General features: G+C 41.8%; 31 protein-coding genes and 1 pseudogene. 31 read left to right on the top strand and 1 reads right to left on the bottom strand.

Annotated elements, in window-relative coordinates; translation table 11 throughout:
• Positions 1-397: 397 nt before the first annotated feature.
• The 29 genes and pseudogenes from cmk (at position 398) to CQS04_RS02450 (ending at position 23399) form a co-directional block, all read left to right on the top strand.
• A complete protein-coding gene (gene cmk, locus CQS04_RS02595) occupies positions 398-1075 on the top strand; it encodes a (d)CMP kinase (protein WP_100352640.1) in 678 nt (225 codons plus the stop codon).
• The gene (locus tag CQS04_RS02590; protein WP_100352639.1) at positions 1072-1653 is read left to right on the top strand and encodes a lysophospholipid acyltransferase family protein; all 582 of its coding nucleotides are present in this window, start codon (positions 1072-1074) and stop codon (positions 1651-1653) included. Before cmk ends, CQS04_RS02590 begins: the two co-directional genes overlap by 4 nt.
• Before the next feature lie 118 nt (positions 1654-1771).
• On the top strand, positions 1772-2914 hold the full coding sequence (gene rpsA / locus CQS04_RS02585) for a 30S ribosomal protein S1 (protein WP_100352638.1): 1143 nt from the start codon (positions 1772-1774) through the stop codon (positions 2912-2914).
• A 91-nt stretch (positions 2915-3005) separates the two neighbouring features.
• Positions 3006-4316, top strand: coding sequence for a ribosome biogenesis GTPase Der (gene der, locus CQS04_RS02580; protein WP_217349711.1), 1311 nt, complete (start codon positions 3006-3008; stop codon positions 4314-4316).
• A gap of 15 nt (positions 4317-4331) precedes the next feature.
• Entirely contained in the window at positions 4332-5351 is a 1020-nt protein-coding gene (locus CQS04_RS02575; protein WP_100352636.1) for an NAD(P)H-dependent glycerol-3-phosphate dehydrogenase, read from the top strand.
• 34 nt (positions 5352-5385) lie between these two features.
• A complete protein-coding gene (locus CQS04_RS02570; RefSeq protein WP_245858732.1) occupies positions 5386-5571 on the top strand; it encodes a DUF2768 domain-containing protein in 186 nt (61 codons plus the stop codon).
• A complete protein-coding gene (locus tag CQS04_RS02565; protein WP_100352635.1) occupies positions 5571-6281 on the top strand; it encodes an LptM family lipoprotein in 711 nt (236 codons plus the stop codon). The genes CQS04_RS02570 and CQS04_RS02565 overlap by 1 nt, the downstream gene beginning before the upstream one ends.
• A pseudogene (locus CQS04_RS02560) lies at positions 6244-6804 on the top strand (hypothetical protein). Before CQS04_RS02565 ends, CQS04_RS02560 begins: the two are co-directional and overlap by 38 nt.
• Before the next feature lie 310 nt (positions 6805-7114).
• Positions 7115-7387, top strand: a complete 273-nt coding sequence (locus tag CQS04_RS02550) for an HU family DNA-binding protein (RefSeq protein WP_094941762.1) — start codon at positions 7115-7117, stop codon at positions 7385-7387.
• A gap of 131 nt (positions 7388-7518) precedes the next feature.
• On the top strand, positions 7519-8088 hold the full coding sequence (folE, locus tag CQS04_RS02545; RefSeq protein ID WP_100352632.1) for a GTP cyclohydrolase I FolE: 570 nt from the start codon (positions 7519-7521) through the stop codon (positions 8086-8088).
• A gap of 51 nt (positions 8089-8139) precedes the next feature.
• Positions 8140-8364 (top strand): trp RNA-binding attenuation protein MtrB, encoded by a 225-nt coding sequence (gene mtrB / locus CQS04_RS02540; RefSeq protein ID WP_100352631.1) that lies wholly within the window; start codon positions 8140-8142, stop codon positions 8362-8364.
• A gap of 15 nt (positions 8365-8379) precedes the next feature.
• Complete coding sequence (locus tag CQS04_RS02535) at positions 8380-9045, top strand: heptaprenyl diphosphate synthase component 1 (protein ID WP_165775436.1); 666 nt, start codon at positions 8380-8382, stop codon at positions 9043-9045.
• A gap of 17 nt (positions 9046-9062) precedes the next feature.
• The gene (locus CQS04_RS02530) at positions 9063-9761 is read left to right on the top strand and encodes a demethylmenaquinone methyltransferase (RefSeq protein ID WP_100352629.1); all 699 of its coding nucleotides are present in this window, start codon (positions 9063-9065) and stop codon (positions 9759-9761) included.
• 16 nt (positions 9762-9777) lie between these two features.
• A complete protein-coding gene (locus tag CQS04_RS02525) occupies positions 9778-10752 on the top strand; it encodes a polyprenyl synthetase family protein (protein ID WP_100352628.1) in 975 nt (324 codons plus the stop codon).
• A 67-nt stretch (positions 10753-10819) separates the two neighbouring features.
• Positions 10820-11266: a nucleoside-diphosphate kinase gene (gene ndk, locus CQS04_RS02520; protein WP_100352627.1), complete on the top strand. Its 447-nt coding sequence runs from the start codon at positions 10820-10822 to the stop codon at positions 11264-11266.
• Positions 11267-11392: 126 nt separating this feature from the next.
• Entirely contained in the window at positions 11393-12574 is a 1182-nt protein-coding gene (gene aroC / locus CQS04_RS02515; protein WP_100352626.1) for a chorismate synthase, read from the top strand.
• A 3-nt stretch (positions 12575-12577) separates the two neighbouring features.
• Positions 12578-13645 carry a 3-dehydroquinate synthase gene (aroB, locus tag CQS04_RS02510; RefSeq protein ID WP_100352625.1) on the top strand — a complete coding sequence of 356 codons (1068 nt, stop codon included), beginning with the start codon at positions 12578-12580 and terminating at the stop codon, positions 13643-13645.
• Entirely contained in the window at positions 13642-14007 is a 366-nt protein-coding gene (gene aroH / locus CQS04_RS02505) for a chorismate mutase (RefSeq protein ID WP_100352624.1), read from the top strand. The genes aroB and aroH overlap by 4 nt, the downstream gene beginning before the upstream one ends.
• A 7-nt stretch (positions 14008-14014) precedes the next feature.
• Positions 14015-15115, top strand: coding sequence for a histidinol-phosphate transaminase (gene hisC / locus CQS04_RS02500; RefSeq protein WP_281257825.1), 1101 nt, complete (start codon positions 14015-14017; stop codon positions 15113-15115).
• Positions 15116-15121: 6 nt separating this feature from the next.
• Entirely contained in the window at positions 15122-16207 is a 1086-nt protein-coding gene (locus tag CQS04_RS02495) for a prephenate dehydrogenase (protein WP_100352622.1), read from the top strand.
• A 13-nt stretch (positions 16208-16220) separates the two neighbouring features.
• Positions 16221-17510, top strand: coding sequence for a 3-phosphoshikimate 1-carboxyvinyltransferase (aroA, locus tag CQS04_RS02490; RefSeq protein ID WP_100352621.1), 1290 nt, complete (start codon positions 16221-16223; stop codon positions 17508-17510).
• Positions 17511-17575: 65 nt separating this feature from the next.
• Positions 17576-18820 carry a tetratricopeptide repeat protein gene (locus tag CQS04_RS02485; protein ID WP_245858731.1) on the top strand — a complete coding sequence of 415 codons (1245 nt, stop codon included), beginning with the start codon at positions 17576-17578 and terminating at the stop codon, positions 18818-18820.
• Positions 18821-18833: 13 nt separating this feature from the next.
• The gene (locus CQS04_RS02480) at positions 18834-19385 is read left to right on the top strand and encodes a ReoY family proteolytic degradation factor (RefSeq protein WP_100352620.1); all 552 of its coding nucleotides are present in this window, start codon (positions 18834-18836) and stop codon (positions 19383-19385) included.
• The gene (locus CQS04_RS02475) at positions 19386-19832 is read left to right on the top strand and encodes a DUF2487 family protein (protein ID WP_100352619.1); all 447 of its coding nucleotides are present in this window, start codon (positions 19386-19388) and stop codon (positions 19830-19832) included. It abuts the gene before it with no gap.
• 166 nt (positions 19833-19998) lie between these two features.
• A complete protein-coding gene (locus CQS04_RS02470; protein ID WP_100352618.1) occupies positions 19999-20505 on the top strand; it encodes a QcrA and Rieske domain-containing protein in 507 nt (168 codons plus the stop codon).
• Between the two features lie 18 nt (positions 20506-20523).
• Positions 20524-21198: a menaquinol-cytochrome c reductase cytochrome b subunit gene (gene qcrB, locus CQS04_RS02465; protein ID WP_100352617.1), complete on the top strand. Its 675-nt coding sequence runs from the start codon at positions 20524-20526 to the stop codon at positions 21196-21198.
• Positions 21199-21237: 39 nt separating this feature from the next.
• Positions 21238-22017 carry a menaquinol-cytochrome c reductase cytochrome b/c subunit gene (locus tag CQS04_RS02460; RefSeq protein WP_100352616.1) on the top strand — a complete coding sequence of 260 codons (780 nt, stop codon included), beginning with the start codon at positions 21238-21240 and terminating at the stop codon, positions 22015-22017.
• Positions 22018-22037: 20 nt separating this feature from the next.
• Complete coding sequence (gene lhaT, locus CQS04_RS02455; protein WP_100352615.1) at positions 22038-22688, top strand: lipoprotein heptaprenylglyceryl N-acetyltransferase LhaT; 651 nt, start codon at positions 22038-22040, stop codon at positions 22686-22688.
• 33 nt (positions 22689-22721) lie between these two features.
• Positions 22722-23399: a zinc metallopeptidase gene (locus tag CQS04_RS02450; protein ID WP_100352614.1), complete on the top strand. Its 678-nt coding sequence runs from the start codon at positions 22722-22724 to the stop codon at positions 23397-23399.
• Positions 23400-23439: 40 nt separating this feature from the next.
• On the opposite strand, the gene CQS04_RS02445 is transcribed toward CQS04_RS02450, so the two are convergent.
• Positions 23440-24309: a YitT family protein gene (locus CQS04_RS02445; RefSeq protein ID WP_100352613.1), complete on the bottom strand. Its 870-nt coding sequence runs from the start codon at positions 24307-24309 to the stop codon at positions 23440-23442.
• Positions 24310-24399: 90 nt separating this feature from the next.
• Between CQS04_RS02445 and CQS04_RS13880 the strand changes: the two genes are divergently transcribed.
• On the top strand, positions 24400-24732 hold the full coding sequence (locus CQS04_RS13880; protein ID WP_100352612.1) for a nucleotide pyrophosphohydrolase: 333 nt from the start codon (positions 24400-24402) through the stop codon (positions 24730-24732).
• Entirely contained in the window at positions 24733-25500 is a 768-nt protein-coding gene (gene dapB, locus CQS04_RS02435) for a 4-hydroxy-tetrahydrodipicolinate reductase (RefSeq protein ID WP_100352611.1), read from the top strand.
• Positions 25501-25507 lie beyond the last annotated feature (7 nt).

The following is a 25507-nucleotide window of genomic DNA, read 5'->3' as shown; positions in this document are numbered from 1 at the left end:
GAAGAAAATCGTGTAATGAATAAGTGGAAACATTTAACAGGTGCGTTGTTATTAGTATCTGTACTAGCTACTACATCGCTTCAGGGTGAATTCAAGAAGAGAAGCTACCTGATACTAAACCCGTAGAATTTGAAGCCACTGAAGTAGTGAGTGAGGGCGAAGAAGTGTTAGAGTCAAATCTAGCCTACTTGGAAACGAAATCGTATCAACAACAGCTATGTTACGAACTCAAATTTCAAACCGCTCAAGGGGAAAACTATACGTTGTTTGTCGATGCTGTGACACATGAGTTTGTAAAAAAAGAAAAAAATAATGCTTGAACTGGCCCCCTCCAATTTACTTCGAATTAGAGGGGGTTTTATGGTAAACTGTTTCTGATGAACTGGAGGATACGAAAATGAAAACAATACGCATTGCAATTGACGGACCAGCGGGCGCTGGAAAGTCTACTATAGCCAAAATGGCAGCTGAAAAACTGAATTATACATACGTGGACACAGGTGCGATGTATAGAGCGATTACATACAAATCAATGGAGCATCAATTAGATTTATCTGATGAGGCGGCATTAGTCGACCTCTTGAAACAAACAACTATAGAGCTTCGTCCTTCTGAAACTGGTCAGCAAGTATATCTTGATGGCATCAACGTTTCAAACGAAATCCGTACAACAGAAGTGACGTCTAATGTCTCTGAAGTAGCAGCTCATGCACGTGTGCGTCAAGAATTGGTGGATCGCCAGATGGTACTCGCACAAACAGGTGGAGTTATTATGGATGGTCGAGATATCGGAACTCATGTAATTCCGGATGCTGAATTAAAAATCTTTATGTCTGCTTCTGCAGATGAGCGTGCAAGACGTCGTCTGCTTGATAATGAAAAAAGAGGAATCCCAAGTGACTTGGAACAGCTTAAAGCAGATATCATTAAACGTGATAAATTAGATAGTGAGAGAGAAGCTTCTCCGCTAGTTCAAGCGGAAGATGCCATTTACTTAGACACTACAAACCTCTCAATTGATCAAGTTGTAGAAAAAATCGTTCAGCTAGCTAAAGAGAAGGAGTCTGCTGTATGAACTTTTATCAATTTGCAAAAAGTGTCGTCTACGGGGCCTTAGCCCCAATCTACCGGTTTGATGTTCGTGGACATGAACACTTTCCTAAAGAAGGCGGAGTACTAATCTGTTCTAATCATATTCATGCTCTGGATCCACCAGTCGTAGGCATCTTGGCCCCTCGACCGGTTCACTTTATGGCCAAAGAAGAACTATTTAATACGCCTATCTTAAAAACACTGATTCCTCGCTTAAATGCCTTTCCAGTAAAGCGTGGTATGAGTGATCGCGAAGCGATGAGAAAAGCGATTCAACTTCTTAAAGAAGGCAATGTCGTAGGATTGTTCCCTGAAGGGACACGCTCAAAAGATGGTCAATTGAAAAAGGGACTAGCTGGTGCAGGATTTTTTGCACTTCGAGGAAATGCAGTTGTTGTACCAACAGCCATTGTAGGACCTTATAAGCCTTTTAAACGGCTGAAAGTAGTCTACGGAGAGCCAATGGACATGACTGCATTTAGAGAGCAAAAAGCATCTGCTGAAGTCGTTACAGAAGCCATCATGGCGGAGATCCAAAAATTAATTGATAAGCATAAGTAACTTCATCACGACGAATACTTTCGTCCCATATCCCTTCTAGTAGGTAATGGCTAGGTTTTGTATTTATAGCCAGTTTCGACTAAAATAAGGTATAGACGTAGTGGAGGAGGATAATCTTATGACAGAAGAAATGAATGTAAATGATATCCCAGTACTCAAAGAAGGGGATATTGTTCAAGCAAAAGTAGAACAAGTCGATGAAAAATCGATTACGGTTACAATTGAGAACGCACCCTTTGATGGCATTGTGCCCATCAGTGAGTTATCAAGTCTGCACGTAGAAAAAGCATCGGATGTGGTGTCACCTGGTGACGAGCTGACTCTGATGGTTACGAAAGTTGAAGAAGAAAATTATGTCCTTTCAAAGCGCAAAGCAGATGCAGAAAGCGCTTGGGAAGGTTTAGAAGAGAAATTTAATGCAGGCACGATCATCGAGACCGAAGTGAAAGAAGTTGTTAAAGGCGGTCTTGTGGTAGATATTGGTGTACGTGGATTTATCCCAGCGTCTTTGATTGAAGACCACTTTGTGGAAAACTTTGATGATTATAAAGGCCGTATGATGGAATTTAAAATCGTAGAGCTAGACAAAGAAAAGAACCGCGTGATTCTATCACACCGTGCTGTGGTTGAAGAACAAAAATCTTCATTAAAACAACAAACACTTGAACAACTAGAAGTAGGTAGTGTTGTGGAAGGAACTGTTCAACGACTGGCTTCGTTTGGAGCATTTGTTGATATCGGTGGAGTAGATGGCCTTGTGCACATTTCTCAAATCTCACACGACCATCTTGACAATGTAGCAAGCGCTTTGACAGAAGGTCAAAAAGTAAAAGTGAAAATCTTGTCTGTAGATCGGGATGCAGAGCGCATCTCTTTATCCATCAAAGACACGCTACCTGGACCATGGGAGTCCGTTGCTGAAAAAGCAGAGATTGGTTCCGTTCACAAAGGGACAGTAAAGCGTTTAGTAAGTTATGGAGCTTTTGTAGAAGTGTTCCCAGGAGTCGAAGGGCTTGTTCATATTTCACAAATTTCTCACCAACACATCGGTTCACCAAATGAAGTGTTGAGTGAAGGTCAAGAAGTTGAAGTCAAAGTACTAGACGTGAAACCTGAGGAGAGACGCCTTTCACTTAGCATGAAAGAACTCCAGGAAAACACAGCGGAAGATTTCTCCGATTATGAGATGCCAGAGGAAAACAAAGGCTTCTCTATCTCAGATGTTCTTGGTGACCGCTTCAAAGATTTTAATAAAGAATAAGGATGAACAGAGGCCCTAGCGCCTCTGTTTTTTCTTTTTACCAGCGATTCGTGTATAATACCTTGTAGATGAAGTTGGAAGGATGAACGAAATGACAAAACCAGTAGTAGCAATCGTCGGTAGGCCGAACGTTGGCAAATCGACTATTTTTAATCGAATTGTAGGAGAGCGTGTCTCCATTGTAGAAGATGTACCTGGAGTTACACGTGATCGTATCTATAGCTCAGCTGAATGGCTGACACATGATTTTAGCATTATTGATACAGGCGGAATTGAACTGAGTGACGAACCTTTCCTAGAGCAGATCAAGCAGCAAGCTGAAGTCGCAATGGAAGAAGCAGACGTCATTATTTTTCTGACTAATGGACGTGAAGGCGTAACAGCTGCAGATGAATACGTAGCGCGCATTTTGTATAAAACAAAAAAACCGGTTGTATTGGCTGTGAATAAAATTGATAACCCTGATATGAGAGATATGATCTATGACTTTTATGCTCTTGGCATGGGAGAGCCGTTCCCGATCTCTGGTTCTCACGGATTAGGTCTTGGTGATCTCCTAGATGAAGCAGCAAAACACTTCCCAGAAGATGGGGATGAAGATTACGGAGATGAAGTCATCAAATTCTCTCTTATCGGTCGTCCGAACGTTGGGAAATCCTCTTTAATTAATGCAGTGCTTGGTCAAGAACGTGTCATCGTGAGTGATGTTGCAGGTACAACGCGTGATGCAATCGATACTCGTTACACAGTAGATGATCAAGAATATGTCATGATTGATACAGCCGGTATGCGTAAAAAAGGGAAAGTATATGAAAGTACAGAGAAATACAGTGTTCTTCGTGCACTTAAAGCGATTGAACGCTCTGACGTTGTTTTAGTCGTTTTAAATGCAGAAGAAGGAATACAAGAACAAGATAAGAAGATCGCAGGTTATGCTCACGAGGCTGGCCGCGGTGTCATTATCGTAGTCAACAAGTGGGACGCATTAGAAAAAGATGAAAAGACTATGAACGTGTTCACTCAACAAATCCGTGAACATTTCTTATTCTTAGATTATGCTCCAATCGTCTTTGTTTCTGCTAAGACGAAACAACGGGTACATTCGATATTCCCAATTATTCAACGTGTAAGTGAAAATCATTCTATGCGCATCCAGTCATCTATTTTGAATGAAGTCATTGAAGATGCCGTAGCACGTAACCCGGCACCTTCTGATAAAGGGAAACGTTTACGTATTTATTACGCGACTCAAGTGGCTACTCGTCCACCGACGTTCGTTGTTTTCGTCAATGAACCGGAACTTATGCACTTCTCGTATAACCGTTTCCTTGAAAATCGTATTCGTGAAGCATTCGATTTCGAAGGAACTCCAATCAAAATTATTGCACGTGCACGTACGTAAAGGAGAGTGGAGTGTTTGCATTCCGTCACAGTCTTAGGAGCGGGAAGTTGGGGCACAGCTCTAGCATTTGTACTCGCAGAAAATCAACACGATACATTGATTTGGTCTCACCGAAAAGATCAAGCGCAAGAAATCAATGACTCCCATACAAATAAAAAGTATTTACCAGACAGCGAGCTTCCGATGAATCTCGCTGCTACGTCTGATTTAAAAACTGCTCTAGAGCATGCACCAACAATAGTTCTGGCTGTTCCAACAAAAGCATTCCGTGAAGTTATTCAAAACTTCTTGCCATTTTTAACAGAACCTAAAACATTTGTACATGTCTCAAAAGGCATTGAGCCGGACTCTTTAAAGCGTATCTCTGAAATTCTTGAGGAAGAGATTCCGGAGCATTTGCGAGAGAGTATTGTAGTTCTCTCTGGTCCAAGTCACGCAGAAGAAGTGGTACTTCGTCATCCGACGACTGTCACAGCTGCAAGTGTTGATGAAGATTCTGCAAAGTTCGTTCAAGATTTGTTTATGAATCACTACCTTCGTGTTTATACAAATGAAGATGTGATTGGTGTTGAATTAGGTGGGGCTCTTAAAAATGTGATTGCTTTGGCCGCTGGGATTGTCGATGGCTTAGGATATGGCGATAATGCTAAAGCAGCACTAATCACTCGGGGTCTTGCTGAAATCAGCCGTTTAGGAATTAAAATGGGTGCAGAACCTTATACATTTATTGGGTTGACCGGTATGGGAGATTTAATTGTTACGTGTACTTCCGTTCATTCTCGCAATTGGCGAGCCGGAAATCTATTAGGAAAAGGGAATTCACTAGAGCAAGTATTAGAAGATATGGGGATGGTTGTTGAAGGCGTGCGAACTACCAAAGCGGCGTACCAACTATCACAGAAATATGCTATTGAAATGCCTATTACTCATGCTTTGTATAATGTGTTATTTGAAGGGATGACGCCAAAAGAAGGCGTTGATCAATTAATGTTACGTACAAAAAAGCACGAATTAGAAGATTTTAAATCGTTTTAAAGAAAGTGGGATTATCATGTCGTCATTAGACAAAATGTGGATTTCCTTTGGTTCTATGGGATTCATGTTTATTGCGATGTTGCTGATGTTGTTTGTTCACTCTAAAGTGACAAATAAATGGGTCGCTTGGCCGATTCGCATCGTTGCATGGGTTTGTTTAATACTTGGGTTTATTTCCATGCTGTACATCATCTTCAATCCGACAAGAGGGACTGCCTGATGAAACGAATTAGTAAATTTGTTGTCCTTACTAGCTTGATTTTACTGTTATCGGCCTGTGGGTATAAGAGTGGTTACGAGCCGGATAATGTGAACCCTTATCCGGAGCAGTTAGAGCAAGTGCAGAGTGCCGTAAATCAATTCAGTGAAAATTCCGGTGGGCTGCTCCCTATCAAGACAAGGGAAGCGGATGTTGACCAGTACATCAAATATCCTGTTGATTTTACTAAATTAGTACCTTCTTTTATGGGGCAAGTACCCCCTAATTCTTTTGAAGCTGGTGGGATTTATCAATATGTCCTTCGAGATGTAGAAGAAAATCCAACAGTGAAATTAGTAGATTTACGTGGGACAGAAGTTCTTAGAGACCTAAATTTCCGTAGATCTGTAAATGGCTATGCACCTATAGCGGAAACCATTGCAGAAGGTGTTTACAAACTGGATTATAAGACAATGGGATACAAGTCGGAAATTACAGTTCCTAGTCCGTATTCATCCACTCAATTACCGCTTATTGCAATTGGTACAGGTGAAATTTTTATAGACTATTCAATTGAACTGTATAAAATCCTTCAAGAAACTGATGAAAAAATCGAACCAGGCACGGATATTCGGTATTTGTTAGAGCAAGACTCACCAATCGTACCTGCCTATTCGTTACCTTACACTGTAAATGAAAATAATGAGCCCGTATTTATGCTCCCTGAATGATCCGCAGGTGTACTGCGGGTCTTTTTTTCATACGTTACAATATGAGAGGGGAGCTATGCAAAGTGCTTTAAATCAACTAGCTAAACGAACCAATGGAGATGTCTATATTGGAGTAGTCGGACCTGTGCGAGTAGGGAAGTCAACACTGATCACAAAGCTACTAGACCATCTTGTAGTTCCTTCTATTGAAGAGGGTGAAGAATGGGCACGTGTTATTGATGAAATGCCTCAGAGCTCAGCAGGCCTAGAAATCATGACGACGGAACCAAAGTTTATTCCCTCGCAGGCGATTTTAATGCCTATTCAAGGGTCCAATATCCACATGAAATTCCGTTTCGTAGATTGCGTGGGGTACATTCTTGATTCAATTGGTAATCATGACAAATTGATTTAGACACCATGGAGTCAAGATCCCATCCCCTTCCAACAAGCTGCGAAATTGGGGACAGATAAAGTGATTCGAGATCATTCAACGGTGGGATTCGTTGTTTCGACAGACTGCCCAGCTCGATCTTCTAAGTAAACATCGTTTGATGAAGACAATTGAAAAAGTGGTAAAACAGGACCAACAAGGAATCGTATCATTTATTTTATAAGTTCTCTCTAAAATCCAGTCTCAGACTGGATTTTTTATCGTCCATAAAAATATTATGGAAACTAGTTGCTTATTACCATATTTTGTGCTTGTTTGAAAATCTGAATTGTCACTCAGAAAATTGGCCGAAATCGCGCTATAACAACGATTTCTATAGCAAATTCAGTTGCATACGTATTTTTGTTGTGATACTCTTTTTACAGATTGATTGTATCTTCCTTGAGAGGAGGTGAATGATGTGAATAAAACAGAATTAGTAAATGCTGTAGCAGAATCAGCTTCTCTTTCTAAGAAAGATGCTTCTAAAGCGGTTGATGCTGTATTTGAATCCATCCAATCTGCTCTTGCAGAAGGAAACAAAGTTCAATTAATCGGTTTTGGTAACTTTGAAGTGCGTGAGCGCGCGGCTCGTAAAGGTCGTAACCCACAAACTGGTAAAGAAATCGAAATTGCAGCTTCTAAGGTGCCTGCTTTCAAACCAGGTAAAGCACTTAAAGATGCAGTGAAATAAGGATTTACATAGGGTAGCTTCTCATTCCGAGAGGCTACTCTTTTTATTTTTTCGGATTCAAGATATACGATTTCCCCTTCAACAGGCGGTGTGTTAAGATTCATATGATGAATGATAGAGGGGGATCTAGAGTGACTGCTGTCGATTTACATAAAATAGAGAATGCTGTAAAAATGATACTTGAAGCCGTAGGGGAAGACTCTTCACGCGAAGGTTTAATTGAAACACCAAAACGGGTTGCTAAGATGTATGCGGAAATGTTTGAAGGACTTCATCAAGACCCGAAAGAATATTTTAAAACAATTTTCCATGAAGATCATGAAGAACTGGTACTCGTAAAGGATATACCTTTCCATTCAATGTGTGAACACCACCTAGTACCTTTCTACGGAAAAGCGCATGTGGCCTATATACCGAGAAACGGAGTAGTGACCGGGTTAAGCAAACTGGCTCGTGCAGTTGAAACTACTGCTCGCCGGCCACAACTTCAAGAACGCATCACTTCAACAATTGCAGATAGCATTATGGAAATGTTGAATCCATATGGTGCATATGTAGTTATAGAGGCGGAACATATGTGTATGACAATGCGTGGAATCAAAAAACCTGGTGCAAAAACTATTACTGCAGTCGCACGTGGTGTCTATGAAGATGACGCAGTAAAGCGTTCGGAAATTCATTCGTTCATACAAATGACCTAATTTCAGGTGCCTTTTGTGGTAAACTAGAGAATACAGTTAGGAGACGATGAAATGTCTAATAATGAATTTATTGTAATCAAAGCTCTTGAAGATGGTGTGCATGTCATCGGATTAACGCGAGGAACAGACACGAAGTTTCATCACTCTGAAAAATTAGATACAGGTGAAGTAATGATCGCTCAGTTCACAGACCATACATCAGCTGTCAAAATCCGTGGGTATGCTGAGATTCAAACGGCACATGGTACCGTTATGAGCGACTCGAAATCCAAATAGTTGGTGATGAAACAAATGACAAATTCTATACAAGGGAAACTTGAACTATGGCGACGTGAAGTAAAAGATATTTTAAGGCATCCGATATTGATTGAACATACGGGCATACCTCAATTGTCTGATCTGAAAATGGCATCTATCTATTTGCCATTACTTGAGAAGGAACACTTAGAGGATGTTAATGCTTATCATGCAACGACCATTATTTATTTAGCACTTTCTTGTCACGATGATGTGCTTCAAATGGGCACGTTACAAAAGAGTCAGCAACTTCAAGTTTTAGCAGGAGATTATTATAGTGGAAAATACTATCAGCTCCTCGCGAAAAATGGCTATCAGAAGTTAATCACTCGTCTGACAAATTCCATCCGATTGATGACAGAATCTCGCTCCTTTTTGTATTTGAATGATACATCTGACGAACAAGCTGTCATTCACGCGAGAAAAGTAATCGTAACGGAACCTACTCGTGCTCTGTTTACAGAACTGGGAACCCTTAAATTTATGCCACTAGCGGAGCAACTAGCTCTGTTCGAAGACTTTGATAAATTGCCTTATTCATTAGATGTAATGGCTAGTCAGATCAAACAGCAACTAGATCAAGCTCCTTTAAATCAGGAAGTTAAGCAATCTCTCTTGGAACTTATCGAAAAAGCATCACCAAGTGAAACTATATTGTAAGGACGAAGGTGTTAGGAATGGTGAAAGAAAAAGAACAGCGCGTTCATGAAGTCTTTGAAAAGATTTCATCCAATTACGATTCGATGAATGGAGTCATCAGTTTTCAACAGCACAAGCGCTGGCGTGAAGATACAATGCGTGCCATGGCAGTAAAAAAAGGAGCGAAAGCTTTAGACGTCTGTTGTGGAACTGCAGATTGGACGATTGCTCTTGCTGAAGATGCTGGTGCTGAAGGACATGTGACGGGGTTAGATTTTAGCCAGAACATGTTGTCTGTTGGCCGCGAGAAAGTAAAGTCTTACCCGCAGATTGACTTGATTCATGGGAACGCGATGGAGCTACCATTTGACGACAACCAATTCGACTATGTGACAATTGGCTTTGGACTGCGCAATGTTCCTGATTATAAAAAAGTATTAAGCGAAATGTACCGAGTTGTAAAACCAGGTGGTATGGTCGTTTGTCTTGAAACGTCTCAACCAGATTCCAAACTATTCAATGGCTTTTTTAGACTCTATTTCCGCTTTGTGATGCCTGTTTTCGGAAAGTTATTCGCAAAGAGCTATGATGAGTACTCCTGGTTGCAAGAATCTCAAAAAGACTTTCCAAACCGTACAGAGTTAACTAAACTGTTTGAAGAAGTCGGCTTTGCAAACGTAACAAGTAAGCCTTATAGTGGTGGAGCTGCAGCACGGCATATCGGCTATAAGATGTAGTTAGGAATGGTATTTAGTGGATAAGTTGAAATTGAAAGCCTTATATACAGATCTACGTCCTGACTTAGATCAAGTAGAAGCTGAGCTTACTGCATCAGTTCAATCCGATTCTGCCTTGTTGACAGAAGCATCTCTTCATCTGTTACAAGCTGGAGGGAAGCGAATTCGACCGGTCTTCGTATTGCTTGCTGCAAAATTTGGTGAGTTCTCTATTGACCGCATAAAGCATGTTGCAGTTCCTGTTGAACTCATCCATATGGCGTCACTCGTCCACGATGATGTTATAGATGATGCAGATACTCGCCGTGGAAGACCAACTGTGAAAGCAGAGTGGGATAATCGCATGGCGATGTATACGGGAGACTTCTTATTCTCTAAAGCGATTGCCTCCTTATCCAGAGTGGAAAGTACGTATGCGCATCAATTACTGTCTGACACAATGGTTGAACTTTGTCTTGGAGAGATTGAACAAGTTGAAGATAAACGCTTGTATCAGTTAACAGTAAAAGAATATTTAAAGCGTATTCGGCGTAAGACAGCTCTATTAATTAGTGTGTCTTGTGAACTTGGCGCACTCGCTGCGGATGTTGACGAAAAAGACCGTATCCATTTGCGCAATTTTGGATATTATGTCGGTATGTCATTTCAGATTGTAGATGATATTTTAGATATCGTATCAACTGACGAGATGCTCGGAAAGCCAGCAGGAAGTGATCTCTTACTAGGTAACATTACATTACCGGTAGTCTATGCCCGAGATGAAGACGGGGTCAAAGAATTACTTGCTCGCATTCAGCGTGGGGACACGACGGAGCAGACTCGTCACGAACTACTTGCAGCACTTAGAAAATCTAAGGGGCTAGAGCAAGCAAAACGTGTTAGCAATCTGTATCTTGAAAAAGCAATGAACGAAATCAAACACCTTCCTAAAAGTTCTGCAAAAAGATCACTCCAGAACATTGCTCTATTCATGAGCAAACGCAAATTTTAATTGAATTTCTTGGAGGGTAATGGTACGATTTTAAACGTGTGAAACTTGATTTTAAGGAGCGACTACAATGGAAAAGACATTTTTAATGGTAAAACCTGACGGCGTTCAACGTAACCTTATCGGTGAAATCGTTGGCCGTTTCGAGAAAAAAGGCTTCCAACTTGTTGGTGCTAAATTAATGCAAATCCCAACTGAGCTTGCTGAACAGCACTACGGAGAGCACAAAGAGCGTCCGTTCTTCGGTGAACTAGTAGACTTCATCACTTCTGGTCCAGTATTTGCTATGGTATGGGAAGGCGAAAACGTCATCTCAACAGCTCGTTTAATGATGGGCGCTACAAATCCTAAAGATTCAGCTCCAGGAACTGTTCGTGGCGACTTCGCTGTAACAGTTGGAAAAAATATCATTCACGGTTCTGATTCACCTGAATCAGCTGAACGTGAAATTGGTTTATTCTTCAAACAAGAAGAGCTTGTTACATACACAAAATCTTCTAACGACTGGATCAACTAATCAACGAAAGACATCCGAAAGGGTGTCTTTTTTTATTTTTCTAGGTGCCCAGCGTTCCAGAATCCCGTATGATTGTGGTATAGTGGAACACATAATACTTTAGCGAGTTGAAGGGAGAAAGTTATTTTGCGTTATTTAACAGCAGGAGAGTCTCATGGACCTCAACTGACAACCATTATTGAAGGAGTACCCGCACAGTTTCCTCTTTCGATTGAAAAATTAAATGATTCTTTACGTAGAAGACAAGGAGGCCACGGACGAGGGCGACGAATGCAGATTGAAAAAGATTTGATTGCAATCACTGCAGGAGTTCGTCATGGGAAATCTCTTGGCTCACCAATTTGTCTTCAAGTAACCAATGATGATTGGAAGCACTGGACGCATATCATGGGAGTGGAACCTCTAGACGAAGGAATGGATGAAAGTGAAATCAAGCGTCAGATTTCTCGTCCAAGGCCAGGACATGCAGACTTAGTCGGAGGCATTAAATATCAACATAGGGATCTACGAAATGTATTAGAACGCTCATCTGCGCGTGAAACAACTGTCCGAGTGGCAGCCGGGGCAGTGGCAAAACAACTTCTAGAACAACTTGGAATTCAAGTTATAGGCTATGTAACGACAATTGGTGGTGTTCACGCAGACCGATCCCTTGCAGAAAAACTGACAGTTGAAGAGTTGATTGAGCGAACGTCACAAGACCCTGTTTATACGGCAGATCCAGTTGCATCTGAACAAATGGTTGCTGCGATTGATGCTGCTAAAAAAGCAGGAGATACGATCGGTGGGGTAGTGGAAGTTCGAGTGACTGGCATGCCAGAAGGAGTAGGAAGCTATGTTCATTACGACCGCAAACTGGATGCGCGCCTTGCCTTTGCCATGATGAGCATCAATGCGTTCAAAGGAGTGGAACTTGGACTTGGTTTTGAGATGGCCAATTTACCGGGTAGCCAAGTGCATGATCAGATTCGATACGATGAACAGCATGGTTACTACCGGGAGACCAACCGATTGGGTGGAACTGAGGGAGGCATGTCTACTGGAATGCCAATTGTGGTTCGTGGAGTTATGAAGCCGATCCCAACACTGTATAAACCTCTTGAAAGCGTAGATATCGAAACGAAAGAAGTGTTTAAAGCTAGCATCGAGCGTTCAGATGCATGTGCAGTACCAGCAGCATCTGTTGTGGCAGAACATGTCATTGCCTGGGAGATTGCTCAAGCCATTTTGGAAACTTTCCCTTCTGATCATCTTGCTCAACTGCAGGAGGCCGTTGAGAAGCGACGGAATGAAGCAAAGGAGTTTTAATACGTGGAATTAACGATTCAAGCTAAAGAGAGAAAGTACTCTGTGATTCTTGAAAAGCAAGCTATTCGCCATCTAGAAAAAGTGCTTCCAGACAACGCGGACCGCATTATCGTATTTGCAGATCAACATGTCTGGAATCTTCACGGCACCTATTTTCAACAACAGGTATCGTTTAACTTTGACAAGTACTTATTAAAGTCTGGCGAGGCTACCAAGACGCTCACTGAATATGATCGAGCGCTTGCTTACTTACTAGAAAGTAAGGCCTCTAGAAAAACGGTTTTACTTGCATTTGGCGGCGGTGCTGTAGGAGACTTTACAGGTTTTGTTGCAGCCACTTATATGAGAGGCATCCCCTTTATACAACTTCCAACAACCATATTGGCTCATGACAGTGCAGTTGGAGGTAAGACTGGAATCAATCATACACTCGGCAAAAATATGATAGGAGCTTTCCATCAGCCGCTAGCTGTGATTTTTGATACGCATTTTCTCCAAACATTGCCGGACAGCGAGATTCGTTCAGGATACACGGAACTGATCAAACATGCGTTATTATCTGACGCTGTGTGGGCAAAAGAATTGTTGCAATTGAAATCTATGATTGATTTAAAAGCGCTAAACTGGCAGGAACAGCTTGCAAAAGGAATTGCAGTGAAAGCTGCTATCGTGGAAAGAGATGAATTTGAAACCTACGAGCGGAAGTTTCTAAATCTCGGTCATACTTACGGCCACGGGATAGAAGCTCTTGCGGGCTACGGACGGTTAAAACACGGAGAAGCAGTAGCCATTGGTCTGGTCATCACGTTTTTACTAAGTGAACAACGTGACTTAGCTAAGACGTGGTTACGCCAGATGCTTGCACTCGGGTATCCAACAAATGAAGTGCTGAGTTTTCCGTTTGAGTCCATCATGGAGTTTATTAGAAAAGATAAGAAAAACACAGCGACTGAACTGCAATTTGTTGTTTTATCTGAAATTTCGAAACCGACACTTGCGACAGTCACTGAAGAACAGGTACACTACGCACATACCCAACTATGTGCATGGTTGAAGGAGGACCAGCTATGATACGAGGCGTACGAGGCGCAACAACCATTGAGATTGACCAACCAGAAGCAGTAATGGAAGCCACTCAGACGCTGGCACGCGAAATGGCGAAAGAAAACCACATTGAACCTGAAGGAGTGGCATCTGTCATCATCTCCACGACACCGGATATTGTGTCCGCTTTTCCCGCAAAAGCAGTACGCACTATTGAGGGATGGGAGTATGTACCGGTTATGTGTACACATGAGATGAATGTACAACCAAGTCTCCCGAGATGCATACGAATTATGATGCACGTGAATACAACTGTAGCGCAAAATGAGATTCAACATGTGTATTTGAATGAAGCCATTTCTCTTCGACCTGATTTAGTAAAGAAATGAGGAACTGATGATGAAATTTAAGCAGCAATTAAAAGGTTTACAGGCTTATAAGCCAGGTAGAACGATGGATGAAGTAAAAAAGCAGTTCGGCTTACAAGAAGTCATCAAACTGGCATCAAATGAAAATCCGTACGGTTCTTCACCAAAAGTTCGAGAAGCGTTGGCAGGTGCTTCACTTGATTTTGCTTTGTATCCAGACGGTTATGCATCGAGTCTGCGTGAAGCAGTTGCCGCTCACTTATCAGTAAAACCAGAGCAGCTGATTTTTGGAAATGGATCAGATGAAGTCATTTTACTGGTGACTCGTGCACTCCTGTCTCCAGAAGTGAATTCTGTTGGAGCAGCTATTACGTTCAGTCAATATGCACATAATGCACGTATTGAAGGCTCTCCTTATATTGCGGTTCCTCTCAAAGAAGACGGCTCACATGATCTGGATGCTATGCTAGAAAAAGTGACTGAAGAGACGGCGGTCGTATGGATTTGTAATCCTAACAATCCTACAGGGACGCTGACGCCTTCTAGAGAGATCTATCAATTCCTTAAAAAAGTACCAAATGACGTGTTGGTAGTTTTAGATGAAGCCTATTACGAATATGTATCTTCAGAAGACTATGAAGAATCTCTTTCATGGATACAGCAGTTCCCCAACCTGCTTATTTTACGTACATTCTCTAAAGCATACGGTTTGGCAGCTTTCCGAGTTGGATACGGAGTGGGTTCTGAGGAAGTGGTGCAACAGCTCGAGCCAACAAGAGAGCCTTTTAACAATACGTCAATCAGTCAAGTGGCGGCGCAGGTTGCTCTTGCAGATCAGCAGTTTATTAAGCACACAATCGAGCAGAACGAAAAAGGGAAGCAGCAATACATTGAGTTTTGTAAGGAACATAAGTTGCGATATTACCCTACTGAAACGAATTTCATCTTAATCGATATTGAACAAGACAGTGATGAGGCATTCCAGTACTTGATGTCGAAAGGGTACATCATCCGAAGTGGAAATGCGCTTGGCTTGCCAGGAACGATTCGCATCACGATAGGAACGAAAGAACAAAATGAAGGATTGCTTAGAGAATTGTTACATCTCGTGAGCAAAGAGAAAGTGTGATACGTTTTGACAACAATAGTAACCGTGGGGCTCGGCTTAATCGGAGGTAGTTTGTCTCTTGCACTACGAAGAAATCCGGATTGCCATGTGATAGGCTATGATGTCGATGCCAACACAGTAAGGACCGCTAAGCGAATTGACGTCATTGACGAAATGGCGTACTCTTTAGCGCGCTCTGTGAGAGACGCAGACATCATCATTTTTGCTACACCGGTCAATACGACCAAGAAGCTCTTACAAGAGGCAACAAAATGGACGCTCAAACCAAATGCTCTTTTAGTGGACACTGGAAGTACAAAAAAAGAAATCGTAGATTTAGCGAATTCTTTACAGTTGCCATTCCTAGGTGGGCACCCAATGGCGGGTTCTCACAAAAGTGGCGTGACAGCGGCGCGTGCACATTTATTTGAAAATGCGTTTTTCATACTGTGTCCGTCCGATTTTGTCAGCCAGCAACAAGTTGATAACTTTAAACAATTGTTGCAACCAGCCAAAGCAAAAGTGCTCCAGTTGTCAGCAACTGAACACGATGAAATGACGGCTGTCGTGAGCCATTTCCCACACCTTGTAGCAGCATCTCTTGTTCATCAACTGAATGCCTCTAGTGACAATCCCCTTACAGCGCAATTAGCAGCAGGAGGATTTCGAGATACGACGCGAATTGCTTCTTCGAATCCAGTTATGTGGCGAGATATTACGCTACAGAATCGTGACCAATTGCTCGAGCAGCTTGATCACTGGATGCAAGAGATGCAACGTGTCAAGCGTTTGGTCATGACGAATGACCCGGTTGAGATTGAAGACTATTTTCAACAAGCAAAAACGAAACGCGACAATCTCCCGGCGCATACACAAGGAGCTTTTTTCAGTACATTCGACCTGTACATTGATGTTCCCGATTACCCTGGTGTTATTTCTGAAGTGACGGGATTACTCGCTGCACATCAATTGAGCTTATTGAACATTCGCATCATTGAAACGCGTGAAGATCTCTTCGGTATTTTAGTCATCAGTTTCCAATCTGACGATGATCGCAACCGGGCAATGGCATGCATTCATGCAGAGACGAATTACGAAACTTACATCGCATAAGGAAGTGAAGGCAATGAAGACACTACATCATCAAGGTCCTTTAAGAGGAACTCTCGTGATACCAGGAGACAAGTCCATCTCACACCGGTCGATTTTATTTGGGGCTATGGCACAAGGTACCACGACTGTAGAAGGATTTTTGCAGAGCGACGATTGCTTGAGTACGATAGATTGTGTCCAGCGTGTCGGTGTTCAAGTAGAAGTCGATGGAGATCGTGTGACGGTCACTAGTCCAGGAATTGATAACTGGAAAGAACCGGATACGATTCTCTACACAGGAAACTCAGGAACAACTACGCGATTACTTGCAGGAGTCTTGGCTTCTTCATCCATAGCCTCGGTAATGATTGGAGATGAATCCATCCAAAAAAGACCGATGAAACGTGTGACGGATCCATTAAAACTTATGGGTGCTGAGATTATTGGTAGAAGTGGTGGGAATTTCACTCCTCTTGCGATTCAAGGAAGAGAATTAACAGCCATCTCTTACCAGATGCCAGTTGCATCCGCACAAGTTAAATCTGCAATTTTACTGGCAGCCCTCCGAGCGAAAGGGACGACAACTGTTACAGAAATCGATATATCTCGCGATCATACGGAAAAGATGCTCCGTCACTTTGGTGTAGAGGTTCATCAGGCTGGTTCCACTATCTCACTTGAAGGCGGTCAAAAACTGACTCCTACTCATGTAGTGGTACCGGGAGATATCTCATCTGCAGCATTTTGGTTGGTTGCAGGCGCGATAGCACCAAATTCAGTTCTTCGACTTGAAAATGTGGGAGTAAATCCGACACGTGACGGAATTGTAGAAGTGTTACAGGAAATGGGAGCGACACTTCGTATGACTGCTTCTACATCAGGTTCGCATGAAGAGACGGCTACTCTTGAAATAGAATCAAGTAAGTTAACAGCAACTGAAATTGGAGGGAGTCAAATTCCTCGTCTTATTGATGAAATCCCGATCATCGCACTTCTCGCAACTCAGGCAACTGGTGTGACGGTCATCCGAGATGCTGAAGAACTTAAAGTGAAAGAAACCAATCGGATTGACGCTGTGGTGAATGAGCTAACGAAGTTGGGGGCTCAAATTGAATCTACAGAAGATGGCATGCGTATTACGGGACCTACTCCACTGCATGGAGGGAACATAACTACATATGGAGACCACCGAATCGGTATGATGGGCGCTATTGCCTCTCTAATTACAAGTTCTCCTGTAACTCTCGACAATGCAGACTGCATTCGTGTCAGCTACCCAAACTTTTTTGACCATTATACACAAGTTACGACAGGCTCAAACTGAGTCTGTTTTCTTTTTGATTTGACTTTGTATCGTGTACACTAAGAAGTAAGAAAGAAGTGATATCTATGACAATGAATGAGATTCTCCGCCAAATTGAAACAGGAGAAGAAACCTGGAAAGACCAAATAGAGACCTTTTTATTAGAAAATGACCCGGAAACGATTTATCAAACATCCGAACAGGTAGCAAGCTACGGATTTGTAGAAGAAGCTCTCCGGTTACTTGAGCATTTAAGTTACCTGTTCCCAGAAGAAGATCAGCTAGTCGTAGACCGAGCACTGTGGATGCTAGAAGTCGGTCAAGAAGAGGGGGCTGTAGAATTGCTACAGCAAATTCCTGAGTCCTCTGACGTATACCCACAAGTGCTACTTGCTCTTGCGGACTACTATCAAATGACAGGGCTCTATGAAGTGGCTGAACAAAAGTTGGAAGCAGCTACACGCTTGTTGCCAGATGAACCGATTCTACAATTAGCGAAGGCAGAGTTAAAACGCGAGACAGGGCGTTACTTAGAAGCGGCACGTCTTTATGAAAACTTGTGGAACTTAAGAGACGACCTCGTTCACGTCAACTTGGCATTGAAGTTGGCAGAAACGTATTCTGCTGGAGCTGCCTATGAAGAATCCATTCCCTATTTTAAAGAAGCACTAAAAGCAGGGGAGGCTCCGGACGTTTTATTCCAATACGGCTACGCTTTGTTCCAATCTGGTATGTATAAGGAATCAATTGAACAACTGGATGAAGTGTTAGCAATGGACCCAGATTACTATTCGGCGTATTTATTATCGGCACAAGGCTATGCGATGTTAGAACAAAACGAGCAGGCTCTTGAACGAATCCAACAAGGTATTGAAAAAGACGGATTCGAGAAAGAATATTATTTGTTTGCAGGGAAGACGGCGCTGAAACTGCAACTCGAAGAGCAGGCAATCGAGTACTTCAGTCAGGCAATTGCATTAGATCCTGAGTATATCGACGGGATTTTAAATTTGGTACAGCTGCATATGCACCGAGAAGAATACGAAGAAGTCATTGCACTTGCAGAAGCCGTTCAAGTAGATGGAGCCATTTTGACGGCACTTTATCCGTATCTTGCTGAGAGTCACAACCAACTTGAGAATTACGAACAAGCATATGAGTTCTATCAGCTCGCATACACGGAACAAAAAGAAGATGTCTACTTTCTTGAAAAATATGCATACTTCTTACTAGAGGAAGGAAAACGTCAACAGGCTAAAACAGTGATCCAACAACTGCTTTCCTTGCAACCGGATTCTTTGGAATGGAGCGCCATGTTAGACGAATTATAGGAGGGACAACCCTATGACGGCTTCGGTAACAGCAAATGAAAAGCGAGATTTTGTGAAGTGGCTACTTACGAATTTCCAACTGAAACGTCGGGAAAGTGTGTGGATCTTAAATTATTTGGTCAGCCATGAAGAACTTTTAGAAAACGTTCATTTTGTAGAAGGGGTGGAACATTGTCCAAGAGGAATGATGATTTCCACCACATCTTCTTCAGGAGCACCATTTCGCTTCTATAAAGGGACTATTGTTTCAGCAGATGCAGAAAAATCATTCCACGATATGAGGTTGCATCCAGACCAACCGATGTACATCGAGCTAAAGTTTCCAGATAAACAACGAGTTCCTGAATTTATTGCCGTTCTTGAGGACAATCCTTTCCTCCCCATGAACGAAGAATTGAAACGAATGGATCAAGCGACGGCTAATCATGTAGTGGATCACTCTTTAAAAGCCTATCAATTGCAACAGCTGGAGAAAGAGATTGACCGAGCGCTAGATGAGCAAGACCGAGAGCGTTTTGAAGAGCTTTCAAAAAAATATCAGATACTGCAGTCGGAGGTTGACTAAATGTTTTATACAGGAAGAGACAGTGCTCAGTTTTTAGCACAAACAGAGTATATTGACACCGCAATTGTACCTTTGATACCCGTACATGTTACAAAAGAGACGATGCAAATGGGAGCTTCACAAGCCGATTATATTCTGTCTCTAGCTAATGCGCTCGAGAACCAATTTAAAGGGAGAGTAGTGGCTTTCCCTTCTTTTTCTTATGTTTCCGGACAATCAAAAGAACAACTATTAGTAGATTGGAAGAGTGCTTTTGCTGCATCTCCATTCAAGCATATTTTGTTTTTAACGGGAGATTCAGAGTGGAATCAGCTAGATGGTTCTATCTTCTGGACAGCAACAATTCCACTAGATTCGATGGAACCCAAAATGCGAGGAAAAATACTTGAAGATCAAGTTCGTCAGCTCATTCCTCGAATCGCTGAAAAGTGGAATTCTCCTTCGTAAAAAGTTATTTTGATAGGATTCAACAAATGTTCACAAACTGTCGAATTCAATCCTAGCCAATATTGATTTTATTGCATAGTTAAAGTATCATTGAACTGTCCTAGTATTATTTTATTCACGCAAGTATGTCCTTTGGACTGACCTTTACGTTAGAGGGGGGAAACCGATGAGTAACAACAAAGTAACCAGACGTCAATTTTTAAGCTACACGCTTACAGGAGTTGGCGGATTTATGGCTGCCGGTATGCTAATGCCGATGGTTCGTTTTGCAATTGATCCTGTCCTTCAAAAGAAAGATGGAGGAGATTTCGTAACGACTGATGTAGCAGTAGCTGATATCACTGAAGAGCCAACACGTGTCGACTTCACATTTGAACAAGTGGATGCTTGGTACACTTCAGAAGTAACAAATACAGCATGGGTTTATAAGAGCGGAGATAGCATTGTCGCATTGTCCCCTATCTGTAAACATTTGGGCTGTACAGTAAACTGGGCTGGGGATGCTGAATACCCAGATCAATTTTTCTGTCCATGTCACGAAGGCCGCTATGAAAAGAACGGTAAAAATGTTCCGGGTACACCACCTCTTGGACCACTTGATGTGTTCGAGGTACGTGAAAGTGCCGATGGTTTATTAGAAATTGGTATGGCAGTTCCGAATAATTTAGTGTAATAAAGGGGGTACGACATCGTGCTAAACAAGATTTATGATTGGGTAGATGAGCGTCTCGATATTACACCAATTTGGCGTGATATTGCAGACCACGAAGTTCCTGAACACGTAAACCCTGCACACCACTTTTCGGCGTTTGTGTATTGTTTCGGAGGATTAACGTTCTTTGTTACAGTTATTCAAATTCTTTCAGGTATGTTCTTAACAATGTACTATGTGCCGGATATTGAAAATGCATGGAATTCCGTTTACTATCTTCAAAATGAAGTAGCATTCGGTGAAATCGTTCGAGGAATGCACCACTGGGGCGCATCATTAGTTATCGTGATGATGTTCCTTCACACACTCCGTGTTTTCTTCACTGGTTCTTATAAGAAACCTCGTGAATTGAACTGGATGGTAGGAGTAGGGATCTTTGGAATTATGTTAGGTCTTGGATTTACGGGTTACTTACTACCATGGGATATGAAAGCTTTATTTGCAACAAAAGTAGGTATTGAGATTGCGGCATCGGTTCCATTTATCGGTGGAATGATCAAAACATTACTTGCAGGTGATGAAGTAATCCTTGGAGCACAAACGTTAACGCGTTTCTTCGCTATCCATGTATTCTTCTTACCAGCTGCATTGTTTGGATTATTAGCAGCTCACTTTATCTTAATTCGTCGTCAAGGTATTTCAGGTCCACTATAATAGGTAAGTGGAAAAAGAGGATAACAAGGAGGGGACTTCATGCATCGCGGAAAAGGTTTAAAATTCGTGGGTGACTCTCGTGTTCTGCATCCATCTAGCCGTAAGAAAAAGGGACCTAAAGATTACTCTGAGTATCCAGGGAAAACAGAAGCGTTTTGGCCAGACTTTCTTCTAAAAGAATGGTTGATTGGTTCTGTATTCTTAATAGGTTATCTTATTTTAACGGTATCGCATCCATCACCATTGGAGCGTCAAGCAGATCCGACTGACACTGCTTATATTCCATTACCAGACTGGTATTTCTTATTTTTATACCAACTACTTAAATATCAATTCGCATCAGGTCCGTATAACGTAATTGGTGCCATTGTTATGCCAGGTATCGCATTCATGGCGTTACTACTAGTACCATTCTTAGATACATCTAAAGAACGCCGTCCATTTAAGCGTCCATTACCAACAGGCTTTATGTTACTTGCTATTGCTTCAATCATCTTCTTGACGTGGGAATCAGTAGTAAACCATGACTGGGAAGCTGCTAAAGCACAAGGTGAGATTCGTGAAGAAGTGTCTGTAGAGTTTGATGAAAACTCTGAAGGCTATCAGTTGTACTCCACTTCATCTTGTATTGGATGTCACGGGAATGCATTTGAAGGCGGAATCGGACCAACTTTAGTTGGTACTGGTCGCTCTGCGGAAGAAATCTATGAAATTGGTAAAAATGGTATTGCTTCAATGCCAGCTGGAACTTACCAAGGTACAGATGAAGAGCTTCAAGTGATTGCGGAGTTTATTTCAACTCTAGAAGCTTCTGAATAATCTAAGTAAGAGAGTCATTTATGACTCTCTTTTTTTCTACCATTTTATCGAAGGGGTTTTGTCTTGTGGAATGGATTCGAGCGGTTTTGTATAACCGTGCTTTTATGTGGTTGCTTTTTATTGTCAACTTACTCGGCACCATTTACGGCTATTACTGGTATAAGGGACAACTTTCAATTACCGAGCCGATCTATTATCTTTTTGTACCAGATAGTCCGACAGCAAGTCTGTTTTTCACACTCGCATTATTGGGCTGGTTACTCGGTAGGAACTGGAGACTTATTGAAGCGCTTGCGCTCATTACGCTTGTGAAATACGGATTATGGGCTGTTGTCATGAACTTGATGACACTGGTCGTAGAGGGTCCGATTGGTCCAGTAGGTTGGATGCTTGTCATTTCTCATTTTGGAATGGCCGTGCAAGCCGTTCTCTACTTCCCTTGGTACCGGTTTAAGTGGCTAGCATTAGCTATAGCTGCAATTTGGACACTCCATAATGATGTGATAGATTACGTGTTTGGGCAAATGCCGATCTATAGATCACTACTTGAGTATGCTCCTCAAATAGGCTATTTTACATTTTGGCTTTCCATTGCATGTATTTTACTTGCTGTATTAAATATAAGCGGAAAGCGATACATGTCATTTGATAATTCAGTCAAAACTAGATAAAATAAAACTATATTAGAAAAGAGGGGAAACACAGTGGGTTATTTAATTTACTTTGCTGTTCTATTGATTTTACCTTTATATGCACAATTTAAAGTGAAAAGTACGTACAAGCGTTATTCTAAAGTTCGTTCTACATCAGGGATGACCGGTGCACAAGTAGCCCGGACAATTTTAGATGCTCATGGACTACAAGATGTTCAAGTTGTTGAAAGTCGCGGGTTTTTGAGTGATCATTACAATCCAATGACTCGAATCGTTGCTCTGTCATCACACAACTTCCATGAAGCTTCAGTTGCAGGTGCTGCTATTGCTGCTCACGAAGTGGGACATGCAATTCAACACAAAGAGGCCTATTCTTTCTTGACACTGCGTCATAAATTAGTACCTGTAGCGAACATCTCATCTAATGCCTCGTGGATCTTCATCATGATTGGGATTTTCTCTACGATTTCTGAAATGTTATTGTTAGGTATCGCATTGCTTGCAGCTGGTGTGCTATTCCAAATCGTCACATTACCAGTTGAGTTCAACGCATCTAGCCGAGCAATGAATGAAATGGTAAGCTTGAACTTGATTCGCAATGAAGAAGAACGTCATGCTAAAAAAGTATTAAATGCTGCTGCGATGACATATGTCGCCGCTGCTGCTGTAGCAGTTCTTGAGCTACTGCGTTTGATTTTAATTTACACAGGTATGACCCGATCTGAATAAACTAAAAGTGCCTAGAGCTCAGCTCTAGGCACTTTTTTAATCAATCAAATGGTTTCTTGTTTTCATCCAATGTAAATCCTTCTCCCATCACATCGTGGACATCCACTATAGAGACAAAGGCATGAGGATCTACAGAAGTTATGATATTCTTTAGACGAACTATTTCGTTTCGTCCGATGACACAATAAAGCATCTCTCGCTTTGATTTTGTATAGAAGCCATGTCCATCTAGAACCGTAACACCTCGGTCCATCTCTTTTCCAATGCGCTCAGCGATAGCCGTCTGGTGATCCGAAATAATAAACGCACCACGAGCAGAATACGCTCCCTCTTGAACAAAATCTATAACTCTTGCTCCTACAAATACAGCTACAAGCGTATACATCATAGAACGCTCATCAAGGAAAGTCAGCCAAGAAAGCAAAATCACACCTGCGTCAAATAAGAACATCGTCTTCCCCATACTCCAGCCAATATACTTATGGACTAGACGAGCAATAATGTCCACTCCACCAGTTGTTCCACCGTACCGGAAGATGATTCCAAGACCTACACCAACAAACACTCCAGCAAATAGTGCAGCTAAAAACAGATCATCTTGCAAGTTGATTTGAATCTCATAGATTTGGAAAATCTTTAAAAATACTGAAACACTGATTGTCCCAATTAAAGTGTAAAGGAATACTTTACGACCGAGTAATTTCCAACCGATAAGAAACATGGGAATATTCAATAATAAGTTCATCAATGCAACATCCCAGCCAAAAACAAAATACAGAATTAACGTAACACCTGAAAATCCACCTTCACCTAGCTCGTTTTGAATATTGAAATGAACAAATCCAAAGCTAAAAATAGCAGCTCCCAGTATAATAAAAAAGATGTTTTTAAATTTTAGTCCCAACTTCATTTCATTCACCCCATCACTCATTATCATTCATTTAAAGGCCTTTGACAACTAGAGATTCTATAGCTACGATTAACGACAAGGAGTGGTAAAATGAAACAGAAAACAATGTCAGAAATGCAACAACAAGTGGATACATATATTGGGCAATTTAAAGAGGGCTATTTTCCTCCGATGGAGCTTTTGGCTCGACTGACTGAGGAGCTTGGAGAGCTATCAAGAGAAGTGCAGCATTTGTATGGAATGAAGAAGAAGAAATCGACTGAAGCGGAAAAAGCACTTGAAGAAGAGTTAGGGGATTTTCTATTCGTCTTGATTTGTTTTGCTAATGCAGAAAAAATCGATATGCAACAAGCTCTGGACCGAGTGATGATAAAATTTGAAACGCGTGATAAAGACCGCTGGACTAAAAAGGAGCTGGACTAGATGATACGCATTGCACTCGCGGGACCCCGTGGTAAGATGGGAAAAGAAGCATTAGAACTCATTCAGAACACGACTGATTTTGAACTGGTCGGTTTACTTGATTCTAGAGAAACAGATGCGTTGCAGAATTATTCTGTATTTACCTCGATTGACGAGCTGTTTTTACAAACGAAGCCAGATGTGTTCGTTGATCTCACAACACCTGAACTTGCTATGAAGCATACCATGACAGCTCTTCACTATGGTGTGAGACCTGTTGTCGGTACAACGGGATTTACTGAGCAAGACTTGAAGACTTTAGAGAAGGAATGCAAAGAGAAAACGCTCGGTTGCATCATTGCACCGAACTTCTCAATAGGGGCCATCCTCATGATGAAGTTTGCTGAGCAAGCGGCAAAGTATATGGGGGATGTAGAAATTATCGAGATGCATCACAATCAAAAGCTGGATGCCCCTTCGGGAACAGCATTAAAAACAGCTGAACTGATTGGGCGACACCGACCGTCTCATAAACAAGGGCATGAAGATGAGCAAGAACTCTTAACCGGAGCACGAGGTGCAGACATCGACGGGATAAAGCTACATAGTGTAAGACTTCCTGGACTCGTTGCACATCAACAAGTTCTTTTTGGTGGCGAGGGCCAGTTACTGACCTTGCGGCATGATTCGTTTACAAGAGGTTCATTTATGCCTGGTGTTGCACTGAGTATTCGAGAAGTTTTAAAACGTGATACATGTATTTACGGGTTGGAAAATTTAATTGAGTAGGAGATGA

Source organism: Chryseomicrobium excrementi (assembly GCF_002798305.1).
GTDB classification, from domain to species: domain Bacteria; phylum Bacillota; class Bacilli; order Bacillales_A; family Planococcaceae; genus Chryseomicrobium; species Chryseomicrobium excrementi.
The sequence above is the reverse complement of the archived record's forward strand: the minus strand, read 5'-3'. Positions and strand labels throughout refer to the sequence as shown.